General features: G+C 63.0%; 15 protein-coding genes. 10 read left to right on the forward strand and 5 right to left on the reverse strand.

Going from position 1 to position 15,705, the window contains the following annotated elements:
• Entirely contained in the window at window positions 1-465 is a 465-nt protein-coding gene (locus tag ACX3VQ_RS03040; RefSeq protein WP_462579476.1) for an RNA polymerase sigma factor, read from the forward strand.
• Window positions 462-1,169, forward strand: coding sequence for a hypothetical protein (locus ACX3VQ_RS03045; RefSeq protein ID WP_462579477.1), 708 nt, complete (start codon window positions 462-464; stop codon window positions 1,167-1,169). The genes ACX3VQ_RS03040 and ACX3VQ_RS03045 overlap by 4 nt, the downstream gene beginning before the upstream one ends.
• 140 nt (window positions 1,170-1,309) lie before the next feature.
• Here the strand turns inward: ACX3VQ_RS03045 and ACX3VQ_RS03050 are convergent, their stop codons facing one another.
• Window positions 1,310-1,660, reverse strand: coding sequence for a hypothetical protein (locus tag ACX3VQ_RS03050; RefSeq protein ID WP_462579479.1), 351 nt, complete (start codon window positions 1,658-1,660; stop codon window positions 1,310-1,312).
• Between the two features lie 565 nt (window positions 1,661-2,225).
• On the opposite strand from ACX3VQ_RS03050, the gene ACX3VQ_RS03055 reads away from it, so the two are divergent.
• The 3 genes from ACX3VQ_RS03055 to ACX3VQ_RS03065 are packed head-to-tail and all read left to right on the forward strand — an operon-like array spanning window position 2,226 to window position 6,012.
• Window positions 2,226-3,608: an MBL fold metallo-hydrolase RNA specificity domain-containing protein gene (locus tag ACX3VQ_RS03055; protein ID WP_462579481.1), complete on the forward strand. Its 1,383-nt coding sequence runs from the start codon at window positions 2,226-2,228 to the stop codon at window positions 3,606-3,608.
• Complete coding sequence (locus ACX3VQ_RS03060; RefSeq protein WP_462579482.1) at window positions 3,605-5,116, forward strand: thymidine phosphorylase family protein; 1,512 nt, start codon at window positions 3,605-3,607, stop codon at window positions 5,114-5,116. Before ACX3VQ_RS03055 ends, ACX3VQ_RS03060 begins: the two co-directional genes overlap by 4 nt.
• On the forward strand, window positions 5,113-6,012 hold the full coding sequence (locus tag ACX3VQ_RS03065) for a ribose-phosphate diphosphokinase (RefSeq protein ID WP_462579484.1): 900 nt from the start codon (window positions 5,113-5,115) through the stop codon (window positions 6,010-6,012). The genes ACX3VQ_RS03060 and ACX3VQ_RS03065 overlap by 4 nt, the downstream gene beginning before the upstream one ends.
• Window positions 6,013-6,469: 457 nt before the next feature.
• On the opposite strand, the gene ACX3VQ_RS03070 is transcribed toward ACX3VQ_RS03065, so the two are convergent.
• On the reverse strand, window positions 6,470-7,882 hold the full coding sequence (locus tag ACX3VQ_RS03070) for a helix-turn-helix domain-containing protein (protein ID WP_462579485.1): 1,413 nt from the start codon (window positions 7,880-7,882) through the stop codon (window positions 6,470-6,472).
• Window positions 7,883-8,088: 206 nt separating this feature from the next.
• On the opposite strand from ACX3VQ_RS03070, the gene ACX3VQ_RS03075 reads away from it, so the two are divergent.
• The gene (locus ACX3VQ_RS03075) at window positions 8,089-8,898 is read left to right on the forward strand and encodes a helix-turn-helix transcriptional regulator (protein ID WP_462571603.1); all 810 of its coding nucleotides are present in this window, start codon (window positions 8,089-8,091) and stop codon (window positions 8,896-8,898) included.
• 2 nt (window positions 8,899-8,900) lie between these two features.
• Here the strand turns inward: ACX3VQ_RS03075 and ACX3VQ_RS03080 are convergent, their stop codons facing one another.
• A complete protein-coding gene (locus tag ACX3VQ_RS03080) occupies window positions 8,901-9,455 on the reverse strand; it encodes a TlpA family protein disulfide reductase (protein ID WP_462579487.1) in 555 nt (184 codons plus the stop codon).
• A 46-nt stretch (window positions 9,456-9,501) separates the two neighbouring features.
• On the opposite strand from ACX3VQ_RS03080, the gene argH reads away from it, so the two are divergent.
• Genes argH through ACX3VQ_RS03100 form a run of 4 tightly spaced genes read left to right on the forward strand, consistent with a single transcriptional unit; the run spans window position 9,502 to window position 13,225 of the window.
• Window positions 9,502-10,875 carry an argininosuccinate lyase gene (argH, locus tag ACX3VQ_RS03085; protein WP_462580673.1) on the forward strand — a complete coding sequence of 458 codons (1,374 nt, stop codon included), beginning with the start codon at window positions 9,502-9,504 and terminating at the stop codon, window positions 10,873-10,875.
• 2 nt (window positions 10,876-10,877) lie between these two features.
• Window positions 10,878-11,123: a hypothetical protein gene (locus ACX3VQ_RS03090; RefSeq protein ID WP_462572560.1), complete on the forward strand. Its 246-nt coding sequence runs from the start codon at window positions 10,878-10,880 to the stop codon at window positions 11,121-11,123.
• Window positions 11,124-11,140: 17 nt separating this feature from the next.
• Window positions 11,141-12,400 carry a diaminopimelate decarboxylase gene (gene lysA / locus ACX3VQ_RS03095; RefSeq protein WP_462580674.1) on the forward strand — a complete coding sequence of 420 codons (1,260 nt, stop codon included), beginning with the start codon at window positions 11,141-11,143 and terminating at the stop codon, window positions 12,398-12,400.
• A 6-nt stretch (window positions 12,401-12,406) separates the two neighbouring features.
• Complete coding sequence (locus tag ACX3VQ_RS03100; RefSeq protein ID WP_462579489.1) at window positions 12,407-13,225, forward strand: precorrin-2 dehydrogenase/sirohydrochlorin ferrochelatase family protein; 819 nt, start codon at window positions 12,407-12,409, stop codon at window positions 13,223-13,225.
• Here ACX3VQ_RS03100 and ACX3VQ_RS03105 read toward each other — a convergent pair.
• Entirely contained in the window at window positions 13,192-14,157 is a 966-nt protein-coding gene (locus tag ACX3VQ_RS03105; RefSeq protein ID WP_462579491.1) for a winged helix DNA-binding protein, read from the reverse strand. The two genes, ACX3VQ_RS03100 and ACX3VQ_RS03105, sit on opposite strands and share 34 nt — an antisense overlap.
• Window positions 14,158-14,250: 93 nt before the next feature.
• Window positions 14,251-15,540, reverse strand: a complete 1,290-nt coding sequence (locus ACX3VQ_RS03110; RefSeq protein ID WP_462579493.1) for an adenylosuccinate synthase — start codon at window positions 15,538-15,540, stop codon at window positions 14,251-14,253.
• Window positions 15,541-15,705: the final 165 nt, after the last annotated feature.

A 15,705-nucleotide genomic window follows, 5' to 3' on the forward strand; every position in this document is an offset into this window, starting at 1 on the left:
GTGTTGGCACTCCTGCCCCGATTGCGACGCTTCGCGATCGGGCTGGCGGGTCATCCTGCCGATGGTGACGACCTTTGCCAGATGACAATCGAGCGCGCGCTCGCCCGCCGCGACCAGTGGCAGGAGGGAACGCGCCTCGACAGCTGGATGTATCGGATCATGCGCAATATCTGGATCGATGAAAACAGGGCCCGCAAACGACGATCCGAGACATTTTTCCAAGAAGAAGCGGGGCTGGCTGTTGGCGGTGACGGTGGACAGGAAGCAATGGTGGCTCTGGGCGATGTTGATCGCGCCATGGCGCAATTGCCCCATGAACAGCGCGAGGCAGTGCTGCTGGTGATGGTTGAAGGCTATTCTTACAAGGAAGCCGCCGAAGTGGTCGGCTGCCCGGTCGGGACGCTCAATTCGCGGCTGGTGCGCGGGCGCGACGCGCTGATGAAACTGCTGGGAGACGAGGCATGAGTGTGACGCCGGAAGAACTCGCGGCCTTTGCCGATGGCGAGCTGTCGGGCGCGGACGAAGCCCGCGTTGCCGCCGCGGTCGCTGCCGATCCTGCGCTGGCGCGGCAGGCGGTGGCGCACCGCGCACTCAAGGCGAGGCTGGCAGGCCATTTTGCCCCGATCCTCGATCAGCCGGTGCCCGACCGCCTGAAGAAATTGCTGGCCGGCGAGAGCGACGACGGCGGAAAGGGACAAGTGATCGAGTTCGCTAAGGCGCGTGACCGGCGCGAGGCGCCCAGCCGTCTGCCTGGCTGGGCCTGGGCCGGCGGTGCGTTGGCAGCCTCACTGGTTGCCGCACTGGTCTTCACCGTCGCCGGTCCGAACCACCCCAACTATGCCGAACCGCAACTCGCCGGCATGCTCGACACCCAGCTGGCCTCCACGCAGCCAGCCGGTGCCGAAACCCGGATCCTGCTGAGCTTCCGCAACCAGGATGGCGAATACTGCCGTGCCTATTCGGCCGATGGCGGTGGCGGGATCGCCTGCCGCGACCAGCAGGGCTGGCGCGTCGAAACTCGCGGCGCTGCCTCGGGCGGGCAGCAGAACGATTACCGCATGGCTGGGAGCGAAGCCGAACTGCTCGCCGCCGCGCAGGACATGGCGCGCGGACCGGCGCTTTCGGCGGACGAGGAACAGGCTGCCAGTGCCGCTGGCTGGCGCGACTGAGCTCACGTCAGACGCTAGCGATCAGGCAACCACATCAAATACCGATCGCCCAAAGAGAAGGGCCGGCGCATGGCCGGCCCTTCGGAACGAACGGGCGTGGCGAGGCGAGGGTCAAGGGGTCATGCCCGCTCGCCCCAAGGTCAGTTGGCTACCGTGACGATGCCCTGGCGATAGCCCTTCTTCGCCATAATTTCGATGTAATCGAAGCGTTCCTTGCGCAGTTCGACGCCGTATTCTTCCCAAGCTTCGCGCTGGTCCTCGATGTCAGATGCCTTTCGAAGATCGCGTGAAAGTTCTTTCTGCGCTTCAATCACGTCGATCCGGTAATCGAACCAGTGACGGTTCTGGATACCGGCGATCGGGCTTGTAATGATCAGCTTTTCCTCCTCGCGGGCGAACGCCTCTTCATGGAGTATTGGCAGCGCCGCCTGTGCTGCAGCCCCGATGGTCAGGGCAACAAAGGTGGTGAGCTTCGCGACAGTCTTCATCATCGTTCTCCTGTTTGTCCCGGCGTGATCGTGCCGGTCACAGGAGAAACGAAGCGGCCTCGCGGTTTAATCCGTCGCAAGCAATTATTTGAATTTCTGCTGATGGTCGAAAGCAAGCTCACGCATTGCCCGGCCCGGGTGAGGAAGCAACAAGGTGCAGACTCCAAATCTGGTTGCACTGGTTTAACATTCGGCGGCTCCTCGCGCCCATTGGCAACGTCGCGCCTGCCGAAGCCCAAGAGCGCTATTACGCCATGCTAGACGAAACCCCCATAGCTGCGTAACTTAATCCAAATGGCCTCCAGCAATCCCGGGATGGTTCAGTTGATGGCTATACCATGCTCCTCCCAGGTATATTCGACAATAGGAGCAGCAGGAGACCGATGATGGCCGAAGCAACTTTGGGAACCTGCCGGGTTTCATTGCAGGCGCCATCGGGAGCTTCCTTTACGGCTGGTATGCGGCGGTTCTGCTGGTGCCGCTGCACCGCTTCTTCAGCTCCAGATGAGTGAATAGCGCGCAATCGACTCAACACTGATCCGCTGGGGATTGGGAATGGAGGGACACTATGAGTATGTCAGAGAGGCCTTCACTCAGATTTCTTGGCGCGACGGGAACCGTAACGGGTTCACGTTACCTGATCGAGGCCGACGGGCGGCGCATTCTGGTCGATTGCGGACTCTTCCAGGGGTACAAGCAGCTTCGTGAGCGGAACTGGAAGCCGTTTCCGGTCCCGCCAAAGTCGATCGACAGCGTGCTGCTCACGCATGCTCACCTCGATCATTCCGGCTATTTGCCGGCGCTGGTCAGGAACGGCTTTCGCGGCAAGATTTACTGTACTCCGGCGACATTCGAACTGTGCGGTTTGCTGCTGCCCGACAGCGGACACCTGCAGGAAGAGGAAGCGCGCTATGCCCAGCGCAAGGGTTATTCACGCCACGCCATCCCCAAGCCGCTCTACACGAAGGAGGATGCCGTGGCCGCGCTCGGACATTTCCAGCAGGTCGCATTCGATAGCAACCTCGACCTTGGCGGCGGCATTTCGGCACGCTTCATTCCTGCAGGGCACCTGCTGGGAGCGGCGCAGATTCGTCTGTCCGTGAAAGGGCGAACGGTGCATTTCAGCGGCGATGTCGGCCGCGATTCCGATCCATTGATGCGCGGGCCACAGCCATTCACTGGCGCCGACATTCTCGTGTGCGAATCCACTTACGGAAACCGGGTTCATCCGCGCGGCGATGCCGAAGCCGAGCTGGCGGAGGTCATCAATCGAGTGGCACGCCGCGGCGGCGTGATCGTGATCCCCGCTTTCGCGGTAGGCCGAATCCAGGGCCTGATGCTGCAAATCGCCCGGCTGCGCGAGCGAGGCAAAATTCCCTACATCCCTGTCTATCTCAACTCTCCGATGGGCACGGACGCCACTCAAACCTACCACGACCATCACGACGAGCACCATGTCAGCCGCGAAGACTGCATGGCGATGTTCAATCTGGCGGAACGGGTGCGAACGGTCGAGGAATCGAAGGAACTCAATCGCCGCCATGGCCCGATGATCATCGTTTCAGCAAGCGGCATGCTTGCCGGCGGCCGCGTGATGCATCACGTTGCCAGCTTCGGGCCGGATCCGAAAAACGCCATCGTGCTCAGCGGCTTTCAGGCGGGCGGTACACGCGGCGCGCTGCTGGCGAGGGGTGAGCGGCACTTGCGGCTGTTTGGCCGCGACGTCGAAATCCTGGCCGAGGTGGTTCAGCTCGAGGGCATGTCGGGCCATGCCGATGCCAATGAACTGATCGCCTGGATGGGTGAGGCAAAGCCTCCCGAAATGACATATATCACTCACGGCGAGCCCGACAGCGCCGACGCGTTGCGGTTCCGCATCGACCATGAACTCGGTTGGCGTGTCCGTGTGCCCGAACATCTCGAACGGATCAGCCTGGAGCGGCCGATTTGACCGGCAATTTTCATACACTTCCCGTCGTGCGTGCCGGTATCGACACCTACCGGCAACCGGTTGTTTACATGCGCGAAGATTGTCACCTGTGCCGGGCGGAGGGCTTTTCCGTACTCACGCAAGTCGCAATCTCCATCGGGAACCGCTCGATCATTGCGGCTCTTAACGTGGTAACCGGGGCGGACTGGTTGCCGCCCGAAACCGCCGCGCTCAGCGATGCCGCGTGGAATCTGCTGGGCGCCAGCGCTGGCGAAATCGCAATGTTCGCGCACCCTGAGCCACCGGCGTCCGCCTCGGCCATCCGGACCAAGGTCTATGGCGGGCGGATCGATGACGAGGCGTGCCGCACGATCGTTGGCGATATCGTCGCTCGCCGCCTGTCCGACCTCGACCTGGCCGCCTTCATTACCGCATGCGCCGGGGACCGCCTCGACCTTGCCGAAACGATTGCATTGACCCGGGCCATGCAAGGGGCAGGCAAGACGATCGACTGGGGCCAGGGTCTGGTGCTCGACAAGCACTGCGTCGGCGGGCTGCCGGGCAACCGCACCACGCCGATTGTCGTGGCGATTGTTGCCGCCGCCGGATACCGGATACCGAAGACATCGAGCCGCGCAATCACCTCGCCTGCCGGCACCGCCGATACGATGGAGGTGCTGGCGCCGGTCGCGCTCGACATCGCGGCCATGCGCCGCGTCGTCGAAAGCGAAGGCGGCTGCATCGTTTGGGGTGGCGGCCTCGATCTGAGCCCCGCCGACGATCTCCTGATCCGGGTCGAGCGGCCGCTCGATTTCGACAGCGACGGGCAACTTGTCGCGAGCATTCTTTCGAAGAAGGCTGCCGCCGGATCGACCCATGTGCTGATCGACATGCCGGTCGGTCCGACCGCTAAGGTGCGAAACAAGGAAGCCGCGAAGGCGCTATCCGATCGGCTGCTGGCGGTTAGCGAGGCCGTGGGTATTGGCCTGCGCGTTGCTGTCAGCGACGGATCGGCCCCGGTGGGGCGCGGCATCGGCCCCGCGCTCGAGGCGCAGGACGTGCTCGCCGTGCTGCGGCGCGATTTCGATGCGCCAGTCGACCTGCGCGAACGGGCGCTCGATCTCGCTGGCGCGGTGCTCAACCTTGCGCAGGCCAACCACGGCCATGGCCGCGACATAGCGCGTGAAATCCTTGAGAGCGGCGCGGCGGAGGCAAAGTTTCTGGCGATCTGCGAGGCTCAAGGCGGTTTTCGGGAGCCGAAGATTGCGCCGCATCATGCGTTCGAGGTCGCTGCGGTGGGTGGAAGGATCACAGCGATCGATAACCGGCGCATTGCGAAAATCGCAAAGCTGGCCGGTGCGCCCGGACGCAAAGGTGCCGGCGTGCTCCTGTTTGCAAAACCTGGCGACAGAATCGAAACCGGCCAGCCGCTGTATGAGATCTATGCGGAAACCCGGGGCGAACTTTCCTGGGCGCAGGATTATGCCCGGTCCGGCGCTTCACCGTTCCAAATCGGCGACACCCCATGATCCGAATTCTGGCATTTCCCGAGTTACTCCCCTTGGCCGAGCGCATTGCAGCGCCGTCAGGTGGGCGAGCTCAGCCAATCGATATTCATCGCTTTCCCGATGGCGAAAGTCTGGTCACGCTGCCCGACGGCATGGCCGGGCAGGATGTCGCCATACTCGCCACGCTGAACAATCCCGATCCACTGGCGCTGCCGCTGCGATTTGCTGCGGAGACTGCAAAGGAACTGGGCGCGCGCAGCGTCGGGCTGATCGCGCCCTACCTCGCCTATATGCGGCAGGACCGGCGCTTTTCACCGGGGCAGGCGGTCAGCGCGCCGCTGTTCGCCCGTTTCCTTGAGGAAAGCTTCGACTGGCTGGTGACGGCGGACCCGCACCTGCACCGGATCCATTCCCTGAGCGATCTGTTCCGGATTCCGGCGCATCGGATTGAAACTGCACCTCTGCTGGCCGAATGGATCGCCGCCAATGTGCCAGATGGCGTGCTGCTCGGCCCGGACAGCGAGAGCCGGCAGTGGGTGGCGCAAGTCGCCCGCCTGGCGGATCGGCCCTTCGAGGTCCTGGAGAAGCGCCGCAGCGGCGACCGCAACGTAGAAGTCAGCGTTCCGCATAGCGAAGCGCTCCTCACCGGAACGCCGGTGATCCTAGACGATATTGCATCGTCGGGGCGGACATTGATCCAGGCAATCGAGCGGCTGCGGACAGCTGGGGCCAGCCCGCCGGTCTGCCTCGTGATCCACGCGGTGTTTGCCGGTAATGCCTGTGCCGATATCCTTGCAGCGGGCGCTGCGCGAGTCGTCACAACCGACTCGATACCGCATTTCACCAATGCGATTTCGCTTGCGGGAGTACTTTCAACGGCCAGCCGCGAAATGCTGGATTCAGAGGTGAAGCCATGACCGATCACGCCCAATGTCACCATGTCCATGACGGCCACTCCGGCCATGATGTGAAAGTCAGCGTAGGCGACAGGGTCGACCTTGGTTCCTTCCAAAGGTGGTGATCTCCATGAAATCCCCACCCGGTCGTATTTGCATTTCCTGATTTAGCTGATGAATCAAAAACCGAGTTCACTCGCAAGGCCGCCGCGGAAAAATCTCTCCTACGCGGTTTTTATCGCACCGCCGGCAGAGCTGAGATCGTAGCAGCTAGCACTGAGTGTGTGGGCCGCTAGCTTGGCTCGCGTCAAACATCGCAAATCTTAAAAAGCGCTCCCGTCAGACTCTCGTCAAACCGAAAAATTGCCACATGAGACGCGTTCGCTCAGAACTGCGTCCACCACCCCTTTCCATAGCCATTCCCAGGCTGGCGCGCGCGCAGCCGCTCGGCCAGCCTTCGAAGCGAGGCAGCAGTGCGTCAGTCACGCAGCTCGTAAGGAACAACGCCGCGGCGGAACAGGTTGACTTCGATGTGCTGGTCGCTCGGCGGATAGGCTCGCTGGTCGCAATTGGTTCTCGGGCAAATCCTGCACGACACACCGATAAGCGTGGCAGCACCGGGAGCATCGACATCGATCGTATCGGCGTAGATGAACTCGCTGGCATGTTGCACTTCGCAGCCGAGCGCCACGGCATAGCGCCGCGGGTTACGGTCAAATCGGCCCGATGTTTTGACCAGCCCCTTGGCGATCGAGACATACCGCACGCCATCGGGGGTCTCGGCCAACTGGACCAGCACCCGGTCAGGTATGGCGGCCGCTTCATGCGCGATCCACAATGGGCACGCACCGCCAAAGCGGGCGAACTGGAAGCGCGTGGCGCTGTGCCGCTTGGTAATGTTGCCCGCCATGTCGACCCGGCAGAAGAATATCGGCAGCCCGCGGGCGCCATCGCGCTGCAGGGTCGAAAGCCTGTGGCAGGTCTGCTCGAAGCTGGTCCGGTAGAGCAACGATAGCCGATCAATGTCATGTCGGAACTCGCGCGCAGAGCGGCGGAAGTGCTCGTAGGGCATCAGCACCGCGCCCGCCGCGTAATTCGCCAGACCGATCGTCAGCAATTCGCGCGCCGCCTCGGTCCTGAGCCGGGCGGAATTGGCGATCTCGCGGATCGTCCCGCCCAGTGACATCGCGGCCACGTGATAGGCGATCTGGAACCGAATTCCCGAAGCCGGCTGGCCCGAATCGACATGCAGTTTCTTGCCGCTAACATCGAAATTGCGGAGCGTTTCCCCACGTTCAACCAGCACCTCGACCCCGTGCCGCTCCGTCAGGTGCCGACGCATCGATTCGCTGGTCAGCAGGCCCTCTTCCCCGCCAATCGAACGGGCCAGCAGCTCTGCGGAACGATCCAGCTGATCAACATAGTTATTCGACAGGTGGAACCAGTCCCGCACCTCTTCCCACGGCAACCGCGAGCCTGACGGCGTATCGACCGAGATCGCCTCATCCACCATCTCGAGTCGCTGGCTGGCTCTGCGGAATGCCTCATGCAGCTCGACAAAGCGGCGCGCGAATGCCGGTTGCTGTTCGGCCAGCTTGGCAATGGCGTCGGGCGAAAATGGCTCGCTGAAGACCGGATCACCCACCGCCTCGCGCAGCGAGACGGCCAGCTGTTCGGTATCGTCGCTTGAGAAATCCTGCCACTCGACCGGGAACAAGCGCGCCAGCCGCTCGACCAGTTTCGGTGTGAGTGGCCGGTCATCGTGCTCAAGTTGGCTGAGATATGATGGACTTATCGAAAGCTGCTGCGCCAGCTCTGCCTGCATGAGACCACGATCCTCGCGGATCTTATGCAATTGCGTGCCGGCAAAGAGTCTGCGCCTGTGGACCATCAGGCATGGATACTTTGCAAAGTCTGACTTTGCAAATTTGCAAATTAACATTGGACGGTGAATTTCCTTTTCGGCATCCAACCGATTGCCAGAGGTGGCTTGCCGGATACGGCGGGCCCCCTCGGCCTTGCAGGACTGAAACGCGGCCACACCACCGCCCGATCCGGCAGCGCCTGCATCTGACTTGCAAAGAAAGGGATTCTGTCATGGCCAGCAACGTACTGAAACTGCGCAGACCGGATCAACTCGCCGAACCGGCAGAGATGCTCGAATCGGTATCCATGCGCGGCAAGCCCGATGTTCTTGATGCCGCGATTGCGTTTGATTGCATTGCGAGGAATCGGGGCATGCGGATCACGATGTGGCACGATATTTCGTCGCAAGAACCAATGGTCGATGCCGATGGTCAGGCGCTCAATTCCCGCGTGTTCGGATGCGATGCGCAGGATGGCGCATTGTGGGAAGACTATGACAAGGCGCTGCGGTCACAATTAATTCGCGCCTGCCGGGTGGAAAGCGAACCGTTCTGGGTCAACCGCGATGGATTCCGCACCCGCTGGCAAAATGAATTTCTCGCCGAGATCGATCTCGAAGATTTTGAGGCGCGTTCGCTGGTCAAGGCTGCGATCGTGGTGCCGCTGCATTTGCCGTTCGGCCAGATCGCCGCTGTCGTTTTCACCAGCCTCGACCAATCGCGAGAGGATCTTTCCGGCGAATTTGCCCAGTATGGGCAAATGCTCTCGGACCTCGCCCGCAGGTTCGTGGCCGGTTATGTCAACGCAATGCGCGACAACCCTTATTTGCCAACCGAGAATGTGCTCACCAATCGCGAAATCCAGTGCCTGCGCTGGGCGGCTTTCGGCAAGACGGATTTCGAGATCAGCATGATCCTCGAATGCAGCCATGCAACCGTGCGCTACCACATAAAGCGGACCTGCGATAAGCTTGGCGCGGTCAATCGCGCGCAGTCGATCTTCCGCGCCTGCCAGCTGGGCTATATTGGCGCGGTGAACTGAAGTCAGCGCGCGGCCAGCGCCTCGTCAATCGCGGCGAGCGCTTCCTCGCTGTCCCAGTGGTAGCCGCCAGTTACGCGGAGCACCTCCTTGCCCTCAGCGTCAAACAGAACGGTGGTGGGCAGCGTACCGCCATAGGCAAAGCCCAGTTCATTCGCGGGATCGAGCCATGGTTCGAGATGGGTGAACTTGCGCGCCGCGAAGAAAGGCACCACCGCATCTGCGCCGCGCATATCCTGGCTCACCGTGATCACGCGCAGCTGCCCTTCTTTCATCGCCGCCAGCTCATCGAGCATGGGCATTTCCACCACGCAGGGCGCGCACCATGTCGCCCACAGGTTCAGCAGGACGGGCTGGCCCTGTAGCGCGCCCAGGTTGAGCTGATTGCCATCGGGATCGCTGACATTCACCGCCGGCATCAACTCGCCAGCAAAGCTGCGATCAATCTCGCCGGTCAACTCCTGCTTGGCCGCGCCCAATTGCTCCTGCTGTTGCGCGCCGCCCTCAGCGCCACTATCGCAAGCGGCCAGAAACAGCGCCGAGGCACAAATGAGCGGCAAGCACCAAGATACCGGGCGGAATGACAGCAATGCAGGCTCCAATCAGATGTGGGGCGGAAGGTTTGCACAGGGGCCTAGCGCGATCATGCGTGAAATCAATGCCTCGATTCCCTTCGACAAGGCGCTGTGGCGGCAGGATATCGCGGCGTCGAAGGCGCATGTCGCCATGCTGGGCGCTCAGGGCATCGTGTCGGCGAGTGATGCGGCAACGATCAGCGAGGGGCTGGACCAGGTCGCCGAGGAATACGCCCGCGACGGCGTGCCCGAGGATTGGGACCTTGAAGACATCCACATGACCACCGAGGCGCGGTTGGCGGAGCTGATCGGGCCGGTGGCGGGCCGGCTGCACACTGCACGCAGCCGCAATGACCAGGTGGCCACCGATTTCCGCCTGTGGGTGAGGGATGCGATCGACCAGGCCGATGCCGGGCTCAAGGCTCTGCAACTGGCACTGGTGGCGCGCGCAGAGGAACATGCCGCCAGCATCATGCCCGGCTTCACCCATTTGCAGACTGCGCAGCCAGTGACGCTGGGCCACCATTTGATGGCCTATTACGAGATGATCGCGCGCGACCGCTCGCGCCTTGCCGATGCCCGCGTGCGGATGAACCAATGCCCCTTGGGCAGCGCGGCGCTGGCCGGCACAGGCTTCCCGATAGACCGCAATGCGACCGCGCAGGCATTGGGCTTTGACGGGCCGACCGCCAACAGCCTTGATGCTGTTTCCGACCGCGATTTCGCACTCGATTACCTGATGGCGGCAAGCCAGTGTTCGCTCCACCTTTCGCGGCTGGCCGAGGAATTCATCATCTGGGCGAGCCAGCCCTTCAGCTTCGTCCGCCTGCCTGACAGCCTTTCGACCGGCAGCTCGATCATGCCGCAGAAGAAAAACCCCGATGCCGCCGAGCTGGTGCGCGGCCATGCCGGGCGCGTGATCGGCTGCGCGACTTCGCTGATGGTAACGATGAAGGGCCTGCCGCTCGCCTATTCGAAGGATATGCAGGATGACAAGCCGCCAGTATTCGAGGCCGCCGGCCTGCTTGCGCTCAGCATTGCGGCTATGACCGGAATGGTCGCCGAGAGCGAGTTCCGCACCGAGCGGATGCGCCAGGCTGCCGAGCTCGGCTATGCCACCGCGACCGACCTTGCTGACTGGCTGGTGCGCGAGGCCGACATTCCCTTCCGCGAGGCGCACCACATAACCGGTGCGGCGGTGAAGCGTGCCGAGGCAGATGGCGTAGCGCTCGATCAATTGCCGCTCGAAGTGCTGCAGGCGATTGATAGCCGGATCGACGAACGCGTTTATCAGGCACTTTCGGTCGATGCCTCGGTTGCCTCGCGCGCCTCCTATGGCGGGACCGCGCCCGATCAGGTAAAGGCGCAAGTGGCGCGTGCAAAGTCGCGCCTGGACAAGGAATGACAATGCGCGCCCGCTTTCCCATCGCCGTCTTGATGTGCTGCCTGGCGCTTGCCGCCTGCGGGAAACGCACCAATCTCGAGCCGGCGGCAGGCCAGACCCTGCCGCCCGCGCCCTATGGCAGCGAAACCGCACCTGAGGCAGAGGAATTGCTCGAAATGGAAACGCTCGCTGCGCCAAAGCGGAGCGTCGAGCTGAGGCGGCGCTCTGAAGAACGCCAGGACGATCCTTTCGATCTTCCGCCCGAGTGAGCCAGACCGGAACGAAGATGGACCATTTCGAACTGAAGAATGGCGTGCTTCACGCCGAGGACATGCCGCTGCCACGCATCGCCGATGATGTCGGCACGCCGGTCTATGTCTATTCGCGCGCCACGCTGGAACGCCATGCGCAGGTGTTCCGCGAAGGTCTGGATAGTGTGCCCGACAAGCTGATCGCCTTCGCGGTCAAGTCAAACCCCAATCTTGCCGTGCTCAAGGTGCTGCAACGCGAAGGCTTTGGCGCCGATGTTGTCTCGGGCGGCGAGCTGATGCGCGCGCTGGCAGCGGGCATGGCGCCCGAAATGATCGTGTTTTCGGGCGTGGGCAAGACCCGCGCGGAGCTTGAACTTGGCCTCGACAAGCATATCGGCCAGTTCAACATCGAATCGCGCGAGGAAGGCCGCGAGCTGGCCGTTCTGGCGGCGGCCCGCGGCGAGCGGGCACCCGTCTGCCTGCGCATCAATCCCGATGTCGACGCGAAGACTCACGAAAAGATCTCCACCGGCAAGGCCGAGAACAAGTTCGGCATTCCGCTGGTCCACGCGCGCGAGGCATTTGCCGAACTGGCCGCCCTTGACGGGCTGAACCTGCGCGGAGTGGCGGTACATATCGGCAGCCAGCTACTCGACCTCGAGCCGCTCGAAACTGCCTTCGCCAAGGTTGGCCAGTTGGTGGAAGACCTGCGCGCAGCCGGGCACACCATCACCCATGTCGATCTGGGCGGTGGGCTGGGCGTACCCTACAAGGCGGGCGAACATCCGCCCTCCCCGGCCGAATATGGCGCGATGGTGGCGCGAGTGACGAAAGACTGGGGTGTACACCTGACCTTCGAGCCGGGTCGTGTCATCGCGGGCAATGCCGGGGTGCTGCTGACCCGTGTGGTGCGGGTGAAGCGCGGCGGCAATGGCCCGCCCTTCGTGATCGTGGATGCGGCGATGAACGATCTCGCGCGCCCCGCGCTGTACGGCGCATGGCACGATTTCGACGCGGTCCAGCCTTCGGGCGAGCGCATGACCGCAAACATCGTCGGGCCGATCTGCGAGACGGGTGACACCTTCGCAAGCGATCGCGATTGCGATGCGCTGGTCGCGGGCGATCTTGCCGTGTTCCGGACCGCGGGCGCCTATGGCGCGACCATGGCAAGCAGCTACAATTCGCGCGGCTTCGTGCCCGAAGTGCTGGTTGACGGCGATCGCTACGCCGTGGTGGCTGACCGGATCGCGGCCGCGGCAATCATGGATGCCGAGCGCGTCCCCGACTGGCTCTGAGCGGCAATGATAAACTCGCTGCCCCTATTCCACCGCATCCAGGGCCAGAAAGTGCTGGTGCTGGGCGATGGAGAAGCGGCAGAACCGAAGAAGCGGCTGGTCGAGCGCGCGGGGGGCATCGTCGAGCATGACATGCAGCGCGCCATCGACGAGGGTGTGCGGCTGGCCTTCATCGCCTATGACGATCCGCGCGCCTGCGAGAATGCAGCGATCAACCTGCGCTGCGCGGGCATGCTGGTGAATGTGGTCGACATGCCCGAGCTGTGCGACTTTACCACGCCCAGCATTCTCGACCGCGATCCAGTGCTGCTGGCCATCGGAACGGGCGGCGCTTCGGCGGGCCTGGCAAAGCATCTGCGCTTGCGGCTCGAGCGCATCCTTCCCCAGAGGCTGGGCGAACTTGCCAGCGCTCTCAGTGCATCGCGGGTGAAGCTGCGCAAGATATTCCCGGATGGCGCCGACCGGCGGCGCGCGCTTGACGATGCGCTGCGCGAAGGGGGCATGCTCGATCCCCTGCGTGAAGATGCAGCCGCAAGGGTCGATCAATGGCTGGGCGAAACCCGCCCAGATGTTTGCGGGCGGCGCGAGATCGTGCAGCTTTCAAGCACCGACCCTGACGAGCTTACGCTGCGCCAGGCACGCCTTCTGGGCGAGGCTGACACACTGCTGATCGATGGCGATGTGCCCGAAGCGGTGCTGGCCCGCGCCCGCGCCGATGCGGCGCGATACAGGCTCGATCAGGCGCCCGCTGCACAGTTGCGCGGCCTGACCGTGGTGATCATTGCACCCGGTCAGATCGCTCCAGGCCCGACTTCGGCAAAATAGCGCGCCATCGCATCGCGGGCCTTATCCGTCAGCGAAATGAAGGCGCGGCGCCTGTCGCCCAAATCCTCGACGCGCTCGAACAGTCCCGCTTCGGTCATCTGCCGCACCCACCGCAGCGCGGTAGTGGGCGGCACGCCCGAAGCAATGCAGAGGGAGGTAACGGAAACCTTGCGCCGCTCGGCATAGGCAGCGGTGAGATCCAGCAGCATGTCCCACGCCGGATCGCCAAACAGTGAGGGGTCGAAAAATTTTGTACGCGCCTGGCGGTGGCGGATAATCTGGCGGACCAGCTGCGGATCGGGCAATCGGGGCTTGGCCGACGGATCCCGCAGCGAATTGTCATCGAACCCGCGAAACGCGCTCCTCGCATCGCTTACTTTGCCCGGATCATCGGCGATTGGCTGCGAGCTCCGCGAAAACCCTTCCAGCTGCCGCGCAATCGCTTCGACCTGCTGGGTCAGGCTGAGCAGCGCCGCGCGGTCATCCTGCGACAATTCGCGCACCCGCCCGCCCGAAACATTCGCCATCACGCGGCCCATCGCCACCACGCAGTCCGCGCGCGTGGGATCGACCAGCAACTGCGGTGCCGACTGGTCGAAACAGGCGAACACATCGTCCAGCGCCTCAAGCGATGTAGAAACGATCAATTGCGCGCCGGATCGCGCTATCCGCATATCGAGCCGGGCCAGCGCGGCCATGGTGGCTGCGTCCACAACCGGGCAATCGAGCATCACCACATCGCCCAGCAGGGCGATTTCGCCATCAAGAAGCTCCGGCAACCTGCCCTGGTGCACCACGCGCAGCCCGGCCCCTGTCAGGTCCCCTGCCAATTGCTGGCGCAAACCATCTCGATCGGAAAAGACCGCTGCCGAGGCAGCAAGCCCGGCCGCATCGCTGGCTGGAACATACGCAAAATCGGCTGGCGTGTGCATGCGGCCTGGCCCTCAACCTGTTGAATTGACTGAAACAGGATAAGAACAAATACGGATCAGGTCAAGAATTTAACTCTCTGCCTGCTTATTGCATCAATCCATGAAGGGATCGCGCACCAGGATCGTGTCATCGCGTTCGGGGCTGGTCGAAACCAGCGCCACCGGAGTTTCGATCAATTCCTGCACACGCTGGATATATTTGATCGCATTCGCGGGAAGGTCGGCCCAGCTGCGCGCACCAGCGGTCGATTCCTGCCATCCATCCAGCTCTTCGTAGATCGGCTCGACCGCGGCCTGATCCGCCGCATGCGAGGGGAAATAGTCCATGATCTTGCCGCGCAGCCGGTAGCCGGTACAGATCTTGACCGTTTCCAGCCCGTCGAGCACGTCAACCTTGGTCAGCGCGATGCCGGTTACTCCGCTGATGGCGCAGCTCTGGCGTACCAGCACCGCATCGAACCAGCCGCAGCGCCGCTGGCGCCCGGTGACGGTGCCGAATTCATGGCCGCGCTCGCCCAGCCGCTGGCCCACCTCGTCATTCAGCTCGGTCGGGAACGGCCCGCTGCCGACGCGGGTGGTATAGGCCTTGACGATGCCGAGCACGAAGCCGGTCGCATTGGGGCCAAGCCCGCTGCCCGATGCGGCGGTGCCGCTGACGGTGTTGGAGCTGGTGACGAAAGGATAGGTGCCGTGATCGATATCGAGCAGCACGCCCTGCGCGCCTTCGAACAGGATGCGCGCGCCGGCCTTGCGCACTTTCTTCAATCGCTTCCACACCGGCTGGGCAAACTGCAGCACGAAGGGCGCAATCTCGCGCAAGTCTGCCAGCAGGCGTTCGCGGTCAACCGGCGGCTGATCGAAACCGGCACGCAGCGCATCGTGATGCGCGCACAGCCGGTCAAGCTGCGGCTCTAGGTGATCGAGATGCGCCAGGTCGCACACCCGGATCGCGCGGCGACCGACCTTGTCCTCATAGGCCGGGCCAATCCCGCGGCCAGTGGTGCCGATCTTGCCGCTACCCGCCGCCGCCTCTCGCAGCCCGTCGAGGTCGCGGTGGATCGGCAGAATCAGCGGGCAATTGTCAGCGATGGCGAAATTGTCGTCATTGATGGTGACGCCCTGGCCTTCGAGTTTCTCGATCTCCGACTTGAGGTGCCACGGGTCAAGCACCACGCCGTTGCCAATTATCGACAGCGTGCCGGTGACAATGCCGGATGGAAGCAGGCTGAGCTTGTAGGTCGTGCCATCGACCACCAGCGTGTGGCCGGCATTGTGGCCACCCTGAAAGCGGACCACGGCATCGGCGCGGCTGGCGAGCCAGTCAACGATCTTGCCCTTGCCTTCATCGCCCCATTGGGCACCGATCACGGTTACGTTGGCCATGCTTGTGCTTCCTCACCTGCCAAGGTGATCCTCGCAGTCCTTCGACAGGACTCGACTACGGGATGGAAATAGAGAGGCAACGGTGCCTCGAATGCGCCGCGCGGGTTAGAGCGGCGGCGGCATCCAGTCAAGCAGGTCGAGGCCGCCTCCCAAATCCTGCAGGAT

This window comes from Altererythrobacter chaiwopuensis (assembly GCF_054957735.1).